The following is a 10,500-nucleotide window of genomic DNA, read 5'->3' on the forward strand; positions in this document are numbered from 1 at the left end:
GCCTACCAGGTGGTCGGCGCGTAGTCCTTCAGGAAGCAGCCGAACAGGTCCTCGCCCTGCTCGCCGCGGACGATGGGGTCGTAGACCCGGGCCGCGCCGTCCACCAGGTCGAGGGGGGCGTGGAAGCCGTCGGCGGCGAGCCGCATCTTGTCCGGGTGCGGCCGCTCGTCGGTGATCCACCCGGTGTCGACGCTGGTCATGAGGATGGCGTCGGTCTCGAACATCTCACGGGCGCTGGTGCGGGTGAGCATGTTGAGCGAGGCCTTGGCCATGTTGGTGTGCGGATGGCCCGCGCCCTTGTAGCCGCGGCCGAACTTGCCCTCCATCGCGGACACGTTGACCACGTACTTGCGCCGGGCGGACGCGGCGGCCATCGCCGGGCGCAGCCGGCTGACCAGGATGAAGGGCGCCGTCTCGTTGCACAGCTGCACCTCCAGCATCTCCACCGGGTCCACCTCGTGGACCCGCTGGATCCAGGTGTTGGTGGCGTCCAGGTCCGGGACGAGCCCGCCCGCGTCGATCGCGGTGCCCGCCTCGATCCGGGCGGGCGAGGCGGAGCCGCTGGTGAGAGCGAGGGCGGTGAGGTCCTGGGCGGTCAGCGCGCCGTCCCGCTCCGTACGCGGTCCGGGCAGCGCCGTCTGGGAGCCGCTGCCGAAGGCGCCGAGGACGACGGACTCGGGCAGCTCCCCGGCGGGCAGCGGCGCCGACTCGCCCGCTATCAGCTCCGCGTACGCCTGCGGGGTGCGGCGCACGGTCTGCGCCGCGTTGTTGATCAGGATGTCCAGCGGCCCGGCGGCGGACATCTCGTCGGCCAGCGCGATGACCTGGGCGGGGTCGCGCAGATCGATACCGACGATCTTCAGCCGGTGCAGCCACTCGGCGCTGTCCGGCATCGCCGTGAAGCGGCGGATCGCGTCGTTCGGGAAGCGGGTGGTGACGGTGGTGTGGGCGCCGTCGCGCAGCAGCCGCAGTGCGATGTACATGCCGATCTTGGCGCGGCCGCCGGTGAGCAGCGCCCGGCGGCCGGTGAGGTCGGTGCGGGCGTCGCGGCGGGCCCGGTTCTCGGCGGCGCAGTCGCGGCAGAGCTGGTGGTAGAACGCGTCGACCTCGACGTAGCGGGTCTTGCACACGTAGCAGGAGCGGGGGCGCGCCAGGATGCCCGCGATCTCGGTGGTGACGGAGCTGCTGAGGGCCCGGCCCAGCGTCTCGTCGTCGATGCGGTCGGCGGCGCCGGTGGCGGTGGCCTCGGTCACCGTCTTGTCGTTGGCGGTCTTGGCGGCCCGCCGCTCCTGGCGCCTGCGCTGCTTGACCGTGCGGTAGATACCGGCGGTGGCCCGGCGCACCGCGATGGCGTCGGGGTGGTCGACGGGCAGCCGGTCCAGTTCTTCCAGGACGCTCAGGCAGGTCGCCAGGCGCCCGGGGTCGATACCGGGCTCCGCATGGGTCCCGGGCTCCCCCGGCTCCGTGGGCACGGCGCCGGTCTGCCCGGCCTCCGTCCGCTCGGCCCGGCCGTCGTCAGTCACCGTCATCGCCGCTGCCGCTTCCTCGTTCTGTTTTCCCTGGGTAACGGCCGAACTGTACGGAAGCGGGGACGGCCCTGCCAAACCCGCGCGGTCTCACCCCCTCTTGTACCCGCGGTAGGTATAGCCCCGGAGCGGGGGTTCCGCGGCCGCGGCGGGGCCGGTCAGCGAGCGGATCAGGCCATGATCGGGCGAGCGGGCGCAGGCCGGGTCGGTGCGGGCCGCGTCCCCGGTGAGCGCGTATGCCTGGCAGCGGCAGCCGCCGAAGTCCTCGGCGCGGTGGGAGCAGCTACGGCACGGTTCGGCCATCCACTCCTCGCCGCGGTAGCGGTTGAAGGCGGCGGAGTGGTCCCAGATCCACGCAAGCGCGTGGTCGCGGACGTTCGGCGGGTCCAGGCCGGGCAGGGCGGCCGCCGCGGGGCAGGGCAGGACGGTGCCGTCGGGCGCGACGGTGAGCGAGACCGCGCCCCAGCCGCCCATGCAGGGCTTGGCGACGCCCTCGAAGTAGTCCGGGAGGACCCACACCAGCTCGGTGCGGCCGCCGAGCTGTTCGCGCCGGCGCGCGACGGTCTCCCGGGCCCGGGCGAGCTGGTCGCGGGTGGGCAGCAGGGCGGCGCGGTTGCGCAGGGCCCAGCCGTAGAACTGGGTGTTGGCCAGTTCGATACGGTCGGCTCCCCAGGCCACGGCCAGGTCGATCAGGGCGTCCAGCGCGTCGAGGTTGTCGCGGTGCAGGACGATGTTGACGCCCAGCGGCAGGCCCGTCTCCCGTACCAGCGCCGCGGCCCGCTCCTTGGCGGCGAACGAGCGGTGTCCGGCGATCCGGTCGGAGGCTTCGGGGTCGGCGTGCTGGACGGAGAGCTGGACGCTGTGCAGCCCGGACCCGGTCAGCGCCGCGAGCCGGGCCTCGTCCAGTCCCACGCCACTGGTGACGAGCTGGGTGTAGAGCCCGGCGGACACGGCGGCGGCGACGATCGCCTCCAGGTCCCGGCGCAGCAGCGGCTCGCCGCCGGACAGATGGGTGTGGACGACGCCCAGCTCGGCCGCCTGGCGCAGCACCCGCTCCCACTCCTCGCCGGTCAACTCGCGGGAGCGGCGCACCAGCTGGAGCGGGTTGGAGCAGTACGGGCAGTGCAGCGGGCAGCCGTGGGTCAGCTCGGCGAGCAGCGCCCAGGGGCGGGGGTGGGCGCTCCCCCGGGGGTGGGCGGTCACCGTATCCAGCCCTCCTCGTGCATCCGGTCCAGGAACGCGGGGACCTCGGTGGCCACGGGGGCGCCGGGGAAGCGCTCGGAGAGTTCGGCCACGATGGTGTCGAGGTCGCGGTCGCCGTCGCACAGCCGCAGCACGGTCCCGGCGGTGCCGCGCAGGACCACGACGCGCTCGGGCAGCACCAGCAGGTCCACCTCGCGCACCCGGTCGTGGCGCAGGCGCACCGCGGGGGCCAGGGCGGGCCGCCAGGCGGCCGGGGCCGTCATGTCCCCTCCCCCGGGGTGTCGCCCGAAGTGTCCCCCGCGGTGTCCCGGGACGTGTCCTTGGTGTCGGCGTGCTCCACCGCGTCCAGCAGGGACCACAGCACCTCGCATTTGAAGGTCAGCGCCGCGACCGCCCGCTCCTCGTCCTCGGGGGTGCGGGCCCAGGTGAGGACGAGGTCGAGGGCTTCGGCGCTGTCCCGGCCGCCCTGGCCGACCCGGTCGCGGAAGTAGCGCAAGCCCTCGCGATCGATCCACCGGTAGTGGCGTTCGAACGCCTCGATGCGGGTGCGCATGATGGTGGGGGCGGACAGTTCGGTCAGCGAGGCGGCGACGGCCTCCAGCGGGGTGCCCAGACGGCAGAAGTTGACGTAGCCGTCGACCGCGAGCCGTACCCCGGGCAGCACGTCGGCGCCGGTCAGCAGCCGTTCCCGGCCAAGACCCGCGGCCTCGCCGAGCCGCAGCCACCGCTCGATGCCGCCCTCGCCGTCGGCCGCGCCGTCGTGGTCCCGGATGCGGCGCAGCCACATCCGGCGCAGCCTCGGGCTGTCCAGCTTGGCGGTGATGAGCGCGTCCTTGACGGGGATGTGGCGCTGGTAGTGGAAGCGGTTGAGGATCCAGCGGCGCAGTTCGGCGGGGGTGAGTTCACCCGCGTGCATGCGGAGGTTGAAGGGGTGCCGGTCGTGGTAGCGCTCCCCGGCGACGGCACGCAGCCGTGCCTCGAGGCTCCGGGTCATAGCTCGATCACCATCCCGTCGGCGGCCACCTCGATGCCCCGTCCGGCGAGCACCGCGTGCTGGGGCGCGGCCGGGTCGTTGAGGGGGTTGGTGTTGTTGAGGTGCGTGTACAGGGTGCGGGCGTCCAGTGCGGCGAGCCGTCGTGCCGTGCCGCCGGGTCCGTCGATCGGCAGATGGCCCATGGCGGTGGCGGTGCGGGAGCCGAAGCCGCTGCGCCGGGGCTCCTCGTCGTCCCAGAAGGTGCCGTCGACGATGACGCAGTCGGCCTCCTCGGCGGCCCGCTGGAAGGTGTCGGGCCAGGCGGCGAGGGCGGGGGCGTAGAGGAGGGAGCGGCCGGTGGCGCGGTCCGTCAAGCGCAGGGCGACGACCCAGGCGTCGTCGTCGGCTCCGCCCAGCCCGGTGGCGTAGCGCGGGCGTTTGGCGGAGACGGGGACGGCGCCGAGGGTGAAGTCGGCGTCCGCGGCGGCCGGGCGGGGGCCTTCCACCGGCAGCTCGTGCCAGTCGAGGCGGGTGTAGGGGGTGAGCACATCGCCGAGGTGGAGTCCGGTCAGCAGGGCCCGGCGCACCGGGGCGGTGGTGTGCAGTTCGACGCCGTCGGCCTCGCGCAGCCGGGCGATGCCGAGGGTGTGGTCGAGTTCGGCGTCGGTGAGGATCACCCCGGCCAGTGGGGTGTGGCGCGGTTCGGGCCCGGGGCGGAGTTCGGGGCAGTCCTCGATCTGCTCGCCGAGGTCGGGGGTGGCGTTGACGAGGTACCAGCGGCCTTCGGCGGCCCGTACGGCGAGCGAGGCGTGGCGGCGGCGGCGCTCCGGGTGGGCGCGTGCCCCGGAGCATCCGGGGCACGCGCAGTTCCACTGGGGTACGCCGCCGCCCGCCGCGGTGCCGAGCACACGCACGCGCATGGCGGCTGCCGTCAGCGGGCGTTCAGTGAGTAGGCGGTGACCTCCAGCGCGGTCTCGACGACCACGTAGTCGGGGGTCTGCCAGGCGGTCCGGTCCGGGACGGCCGGGGCCCGGTCCGCCGTGGTGGGGGTCTGCCGCACGGTCTCGTTCATGGTGCTGACCTGCCTTCCGGTTTTCGATGGGTGGGTCGGTCCTGAGGAGGTTCCGGGGGCGGGGCGGGCGCGGTCAGCCGGTGGTCCTGATCCGCAAGCGCTCGCCGTCGGTGGTGGTGCTGTGCCGGACCACGAAGCCGGTGACACCGCTGAAGCCCACGTCGTACGGGCTGGCGGTGCCGCGCTGGGCGGTGACCCGGTCCAGGGTGATGGCGGCCCCGTCGTCCGCGATGAAGGCGGGCCGGTCGTCGCCCGAGTCGGTCCGCACGGCGCTGTCGGTGAAGGTGATGTTCTTGGCGTGCCGGATCCACCAGCCGTAGGAGGGGCGTACTCCGTAGGTCTTGGGGACGTAGTCGGTGAGGTATTCGCCGGGGACCAGTTCGGCGTCGGAGGCGGGGTGGCCGCCGGGCACGGTCAGCCGCACCCGGTCGAAGGTGATGTCCTCCACGTCCGCGCCGGGCGCTCCGGTGATGGTGCTGGTGTAGTCGACGCCGGTGACCGGGTGGGTCAGCCCGGTGCCGGTGACATCGGTGAAGGCGATGTCGTGGATCCGTCCGGCGGGCGGGGCGCCCGGGCAGCGCTTACGGTCGCCGATCTTGATGAAGACGGGGGTGGCGCCCTTGGTCATGGTGACGTCCGAGTAGCGGACGTCGCTGATGTCGGCGCCGTCCATGGAGACGATGCCGATGGCCGCCTTGCCCCCGCCGCCGATCCGGAGCCGGTCGAAGCGGATGTCGCGGAAGTCGCCGCAGGTCTCCGAGCCGAACTGGAGGGCGTTGTTCTCCGTGGACAGCACATCGGAGTCATGGACGCGGATGTCATGGCTGGTGTAGGTCCGGCCCAGCGCGTAGTCGCTCTTGAGGACGACCCCGTCGTCCCGGCCCTCGATGCGGGAGTGGCCGATGTCGACGTGGCGGCTGTTGATGAGGTTGACGGCGTCCCGGTCGGTGCTGGTGAGCACCTTGGTGCGGGTCATCCGTACCCCGTCGCAGCCGTTGAGCAGCAGCGCGAAGTGGCCGCCCCGGGTGAAGGTGACGTCCTTGATGTCCAGGCCGGCGCAGCGCTTGAGGGAGAGGATCTTGTCGCCGACGCCCGGGTCCAGGGTGTTGCTGGTGCCCAGGCCCTCGCCGTCGAGGGTGCCGGAGCCGGTGATGGCGAGGTGGTGGATGTTCTCGCCCGTCAGCAGCGCGTTGCGGAAGTGGCTGTGGCCGAAGTCCTGGTAGGCGTCCCAGGGGTTGGGCTCGGCCGCGTCCATGCCGCCCGCGGCGGCGAGCAGCGTCGCGCCCTTGGCGAGGTGCAGGGTGATGTCGCTCTTGAGGTGGACGGTGCGGGACTTGTAGGTGCCGGGCGGGAAGAGCACGGTGCCACGGCCGGGACCGGCGGCGGCCGCCTCGATCGCCCGGTCGATGGCGTCGTCGTCCAGGGTGGTCCCGTCCCCCGTGGCGCCGTAGTCGCGCACGTCGTACGTGCGGTGAGCGGGTCCGGGCTGGGCGGTGGCCGTCAGGGGGGCCGCGGCGAGCAGACAGGCTCCGGCCGCCGTGGTGGCGGCGAGCCGTAATCGCGTCGATCGCGTCATGAGGTGCCCTTCGGGTAGCCGGATCCGACGCGCACCTCGTCGATCAGCAGTTTCTGGTAGCGCTTGGTGTCGGTGGCGGCGGCCCAGGTGCTGTTGACGGTGAGCCGGACGTAGCGCTGTGTGGCCGCGGGGAGGTCGATGAACTGCACACCGCGGGCGCTGGGCAGGGTTCCGGTCTTGACCGGGCTGCCCCAGGTGGCGCCGTCGCTGGAGACCTGCACCTGATAGTCGCGGATCCGGGCGGACTGTTCGGTGTCGGACCGGGCGTAGGCGACCGACCACTCCCGCTGGTTGACGGCCAGGTACCGGATGCTTCTGGCCGAGCGCAGGTCGAAGGTGACCGTGGCGGGCAGCTTGGTGTTGTTGTCCCAGTAGGTCTGCGGATCGCCGTCGAGGACGGCGGAGGCCGGGTGGCCGCTCGCCGAGGCGCCGGCGCTCGCGGTCATGGAGGTGGCGGGCACGATCCCCTGCCTGCCGTCGGTGCGGACGCTCAGGACGGTGTCGTACGGGTCCCAGTTGGTGATGCCGGAGATGGTGAGCCTGCCCTCGTCCTGGCGGAAGGCCAGCTTCTTCCCGGTGCGGAAGTCGGTGACGCCGGACACCCGGTAGCCGTTGTCCCGCACGGTCAGCGTGGAGCCGGACGGCTTGGTCAGGACGTGGACATAATGCTGGTCGGGGTCGGTCCTGCTGACCGTGGTCACCCCGTGCGCCCCGTCGTTCCAGGAGCCGGGCTGGAGTCCGCCGTACGCGTAGCCGCCGCCCTCGGTGCCGTTCAGCGAGCCCCAGATCTGGTCGAGGTAGCTCTTCGCGAGGTTGTTGAAGGCTTCCTGCTTGCTGGGGAACTTCCCGTTCACCTGGGCTGTTTCGGCCATCAGCGACTTCACGGAGGATCCGGAGTTGCTGATCAGCCGGCCGAGGGTGAGCCCGGTGTCCACCGCCGAGTCGGTGCCGCTGTACCACCAGGCGCCGCTGCTGGGCAGCTTGAAGCAGGCCTCGGTGAGCCGTGGCTGCGGGGTCCAGATGGCCTGCGGGTAGTCGTACGCCGGGGTCATGCCGGTCTTCTGCTCGTTGCTGACCGTGTCCATGATCGGCGTGTCTTCGTTGTTGTTGCTCAGCAGCCACTCGGGGCGGTCGGCACGGATCTTCTCGTACAGGCCGTGGTCGAGCCAGTAGTCGTTGTCGTTGTCGATCCAGAACCCGGACAGCTTCGGGTACTTCTTCATCACTTCGACGAAGTTGTCGTACGAGTACTCACCGAACCCGTCGCGCGTGGTCAGGTCGACGTCCCTGCCCTTGTAGGCGGAGTACGCCGCCGAGTCGAGCCATTCGTGGCCGCCCTCGTCGTGCCACTGCGGATCGTCGGTCATGTAGAGCATGACCTTCAGCCCCTGCTTGCCCGCCGCGTCGATCAGCTCGCCCAGGAAGTCCCGCTGGGTGGAGCAGCTGCCCGGGATGGCGGAGGGCCAGGCGCGCGCGTATCCCAGCCGGCTGTGGAAGGAGGCGAGGACGAGGTACTTGGCGTGCAGCTTCTTGGCCTCGTTCACCCAGTAGCCGGCGCTCCAGCCGCCGTCGGTCACCGCCTTCTCCCAGGCGGAGCAGCTGGTGTAGCCGGGCGAGGTGCGCATGCCCCAGTGCAGGAAGAGACCCGCCTGCGCGTCGCGCAGCCACTGCTGCCGGGGGTTGACCACGTCGGCCCGGGCGGGGGCCGGACCGGCCAGGGCGAGCGTGCCGATGGCCAGCAGGACGGCGGCCAGCCAGGCGCCGAGGCGTCGGCGCGGTCTGTGATCCATGGGGCTCCTTCCCCGGGCTGCGGTCGGGTGCGGTGCTGTTGCAGCGTCACCGCCCTGTCGGTGTCCGGTCAAGAAGCATGCGCCGAATTCCTCCGATCTATCTGGATGGACATGCCACGTATATTTCGACCAACTAAGCGGAATGCGCAGGTGGATGATTGGATTTCAGCGCTGATCCCCCATCAGGACCCCTCCTTGGTCCACACCATTCCTTGACTCATCGCGCCATACCTCCTACCTTCCGCGATGCGCCGTCACGCCCAAAGAAGTTGATGAACAAGGATCAGACAGGAGAATCCTTGATGGAGCGCCCACCGCTCTTACCGCGCACCGCCCTCACCCTCGCGGCCACCGCGGCACTGATCGCCCCGGCCGCGGTCGCCTACGGCACCGAGCGCGCTCCGCAGGCGGCCGCCGCGTCCTGGAGCCTCAAGTGGCACCCCGCGGCCGGAGCCGGCGTCGCCGGCTCCTTCGAGGGCGCCGAGGACGACCGCGCCGACTCCCACCCCGGCACCACCCACATCTACCCCTACCAGGGCGGCTTCCGCACCGACATCCACTACCCCAAGGACGTCGACACCAGCACCGACCGCCAGCGCAACGAGGTCCGGGGCATGAAACAGGACGGCTCCGCCGTCAAGATCCTCAAGAACGAGACCTGGCGGATCCAGTACCAGATGTACGTGCCGGACACCCTCGACGCGACCACCGGCTTCACCCACATCATGCAGATCAAGGTCGGAGACGTGGCGGCCCCGCTGTTCACCATGTCGCTGCACCAGCACGGTGACGGCCCGAAGGTCGAGATGCGGACCTCGGACGACGACGACAACCTGACCGAGGCCGGAGCCGCCGACATGGCACCGCTGCAGGGTACGTGGAGCGATGTGTCGGTCGAGGTCAAGGCGGCCGACTCGGGCGCGTACGCCGACTGGTCGGTGACCACCGCCGACGGCAGGAAGGTCGCCTCGCACAAGCGCACCGGCCTGGACCTGTGGCGCGGCAAGAACTACCTGCGGCCCAAGTGGGGCATCTACCGCAGCCTGAACAGCAGTGGCCTGCAGACCACCTATCTGCTCACCCGGAACTTCAAGGCGTACAAGCTCCAGTAGGAGGAGACGCGATGAAGAGCTGTCGGAACACCCTGGTGGCCGCGGCCGCCACCACCGCGCTCACCGCCGGGCTGCTGCTCACCCAGGCGGGTACGGGCAACGCCGCACCGGCCGCCGCCGATTCGGCTTCTTCGGCCCCTTCGACCCTCACGACCATCTCGTCGGGCTGGTCGATCCCCTGGGGGCTGAGCTGGCTGCCGGACGGCTCGGCGCTCATCACCGAGCGGGACTCGTTCAAACTCTTCAAGCTCACCCAGTCGGGCACCAAGACCCAGGTGGGCACGGTACCCAACGTGGTGACCACCGGCGGCGAGGGCGGGCTGATGGGCCTTGCCGTCTCCCCGGACTGGAACACCGATCACTACGTCTATCTCATGCACACGGCGTCCGACGGCAACCGGATCGCCCGCATGACCTACGACGGCTCCTCACTGAGCGGCTACAAGGCGCTCGTCACCGGCATCAAGAAGAACAAGTACCACAACGGCGGGCGGCTGAAGTTCGGCCCGGACGGCTATCTGTACGCCACCACCGGGGAGGCCCAGACCCCCGACCTAGCCCAGGACAAGGACTCGCTCAACGGCAAGATCCTGCGGATGACCACCGACGGCAAGCCGGCCCCCGGCAACCCGTTCGGCACCCTCGTCTACTCGCTCGGCCACCGCAACCCGCAGGGCCTCACCTGGGACCCGCAGGGCCGGCTGTGGGAGGCGGAGCTGGGCAACAGCAAGTACGACGAGCTGAACCTCATCGAGCCGGGCAAGAACTACGGCTGGCCCACCTGCGAGGGCTCCTGCTCCACCTCCGGGATGACCAGCCCCAAGCGCCAGTGGTCGGTCGGCGACGCCTCCCCCAGCGGGGTCACCTACGCCGACGGCGCGCTGTACATGGCCGCGCTGAAGGGCGAGCGGCTGTGGCGGATCCCGGTCGACGGCACGAGCACGGGCACCCCGAAGGCGTACTACACCAACTCCTACGGGCGGCTGCGCACCGTCGAGACGGTGCCCGGCAAGAACACGCTGTGGCTGTCCACGACGAACGCCGACAACAACGGCGGGGAGCCGGACGGCGCGGACAAGGTGTTCCAGGTCGACCTGAAGTAGGCCCCGTGCCGCCGGGGGGGGCCGGGCGGCCGGGGGGGGGGCCCCCCGGGGGTGTGGGGCGGCGGCGGGGGGGGGGGCCGCCCGGGAGCCGGCCGGCCGGGGCGCGGAGCAGAAAACAAGGAATTTGGGTGGTAGGGACCGCGGG

The 10,500-nt window shown here is 71.4% G+C and carries 10 protein-coding genes; 2 read left to right on the forward strand and 8 right to left on the reverse strand.

Annotation, left to right across the window (positions count from 1 at the left end; genetic code table 11):
* Positions 1 to 2: 2 nt before the first annotated feature.
* The 8 genes from ABZ562_RS03145 to ABZ562_RS03180 all read right to left on the reverse strand — a co-directional run bounded on the left by ABZ562_RS03145 (position 3) and on the right by ABZ562_RS03180 (position 8,140).
* Complete coding sequence (locus ABZ562_RS03145) at positions 3 to 1,529, reverse strand: SDR family NAD(P)-dependent oxidoreductase (RefSeq protein WP_361473218.1); 1,527 nt, start codon at positions 1,527 to 1,529, stop codon at positions 3 to 5.
* An 87-nt stretch (positions 1,530 to 1,616) separates the two neighbouring features.
* The gene (gene pqqE / locus ABZ562_RS03150) at positions 1,617 to 2,738 is read right to left on the reverse strand and encodes a pyrroloquinoline quinone biosynthesis protein PqqE (RefSeq protein ID WP_361473273.1); all 1,122 of its coding nucleotides are present in this window, start codon (positions 2,736 to 2,738) and stop codon (positions 1,617 to 1,619) included.
* Positions 2,726 to 2,992: a pyrroloquinoline quinone biosynthesis peptide chaperone PqqD gene (gene pqqD, locus ABZ562_RS03155; RefSeq protein ID WP_361473221.1), complete on the reverse strand. Its 267-nt coding sequence runs from the start codon at positions 2,990 to 2,992 to the stop codon at positions 2,726 to 2,728. The genes pqqE and pqqD overlap by 13 nt, the downstream gene beginning before the upstream one ends.
* Positions 2,989 to 3,723 carry a pyrroloquinoline-quinone synthase PqqC gene (gene pqqC / locus ABZ562_RS03160; RefSeq protein ID WP_361473224.1) on the reverse strand — a complete coding sequence of 245 codons (735 nt, stop codon included), beginning with the start codon at positions 3,721 to 3,723 and terminating at the stop codon, positions 2,989 to 2,991. The genes pqqD and pqqC overlap by 4 nt, the downstream gene beginning before the upstream one ends.
* Positions 3,720 to 4,622, reverse strand: coding sequence for a pyrroloquinoline quinone biosynthesis protein PqqB (gene pqqB / locus ABZ562_RS03165; RefSeq protein WP_361473227.1), 903 nt, complete (start codon positions 4,620 to 4,622; stop codon positions 3,720 to 3,722). Before pqqB ends, pqqC begins: the two co-directional genes overlap by 4 nt.
* Before the next feature lie 11 nt (positions 4,623 to 4,633).
* Positions 4,634 to 4,774 (reverse strand): pyrroloquinoline quinone precursor peptide PqqA, encoded by a 141-nt coding sequence (gene pqqA / locus ABZ562_RS03170; RefSeq protein ID WP_361473230.1) that lies wholly within the window; start codon positions 4,772 to 4,774, stop codon positions 4,634 to 4,636.
* A gap of 73 nt (positions 4,775 to 4,847) precedes the next feature.
* Complete coding sequence (locus ABZ562_RS03175; protein ID WP_361473233.1) at positions 4,848 to 6,350, reverse strand: glycosyl hydrolase family 28 protein; 1,503 nt, start codon at positions 6,348 to 6,350, stop codon at positions 4,848 to 4,850.
* On the reverse strand, positions 6,347 to 8,140 hold the full coding sequence (locus ABZ562_RS03180; RefSeq protein ID WP_361473236.1) for a discoidin domain-containing protein: 1,794 nt from the start codon (positions 8,138 to 8,140) through the stop codon (positions 6,347 to 6,349). Before ABZ562_RS03180 ends, ABZ562_RS03175 begins: the two co-directional genes overlap by 4 nt.
* Positions 8,141 to 8,442: 302 nt before the next feature.
* On the opposite strand from ABZ562_RS03180, the gene ABZ562_RS03185 reads away from it, so the two are divergent.
* Together ABZ562_RS03185 and ABZ562_RS03190 are read left to right on the forward strand one after the other, a co-directional pair.
* Complete coding sequence (locus ABZ562_RS03185) at positions 8,443 to 9,252, forward strand: hypothetical protein (RefSeq protein WP_361473239.1); 810 nt, start codon at positions 8,443 to 8,445, stop codon at positions 9,250 to 9,252.
* A gap of 11 nt (positions 9,253 to 9,263) precedes the next feature.
* Positions 9,264 to 10,355, forward strand: coding sequence for a PQQ-dependent sugar dehydrogenase (locus ABZ562_RS03190; RefSeq protein WP_361473242.1), 1,092 nt, complete (start codon positions 9,264 to 9,266; stop codon positions 10,353 to 10,355).
* Positions 10,356 to 10,500: the final 145 nt, after the last annotated feature.

This window comes from Streptomyces sp. NPDC019937 (assembly GCF_040631655.1).
Taxonomy (GTDB): domain Bacteria; phylum Actinomycetota; class Actinomycetes; order Streptomycetales; family Streptomycetaceae; genus Streptomyces.

Excerpts from the sequence above, each read along its gene's own strand:
- pqqC (WP_361473224.1), bottom strand. The coding sequence starts at position 3,723 with ATGACCCGGAGCCTCGAGGCACGGCTGCGTGCCGTCGCCGGGGAGCGC.
- ABZ562_RS03180 (WP_361473236.1), bottom strand. The coding sequence starts at position 8,140 with ATGGATCACAGACCGCGCCGACGCCTCGGCGCCTGGCTGGCCGCCGTC.
- pqqD (WP_361473221.1), bottom strand. The coding sequence starts at position 2,992 with ATGACGGCCCCGGCCGCCTGGCGGCCCGCCCTGGCCCCCGCGGTGCGC.
- ABZ562_RS03175 (WP_361473233.1), bottom strand. The coding sequence starts at position 6,350 with ATGACGCGATCGACGCGATTACGGCTCGCCGCCACCACGGCGGCCGGA.
- ABZ562_RS03145 (WP_361473218.1), bottom strand. The coding sequence starts at position 1,529 with ATGACGGTGACTGACGACGGCCGGGCCGAGCGGACGGAGGCCGGGCAG.
- pqqA (WP_361473230.1), bottom strand. The coding sequence starts at position 4,774 with ATGAACGAGACCGTGCGGCAGACCCCCACCACGGCGGACCGGGCCCCG.
- ABZ562_RS03185 (WP_361473239.1), top strand. The coding sequence starts at position 8,443 with ATGGAGCGCCCACCGCTCTTACCGCGCACCGCCCTCACCCTCGCGGCC.
- pqqB (WP_361473227.1), bottom strand. The coding sequence starts at position 4,622 with ATGCGCGTGCGTGTGCTCGGCACCGCGGCGGGCGGCGGCGTACCCCAG.
- ABZ562_RS03190 (WP_361473242.1), top strand. The coding sequence starts at position 9,264 with ATGAAGAGCTGTCGGAACACCCTGGTGGCCGCGGCCGCCACCACCGCG.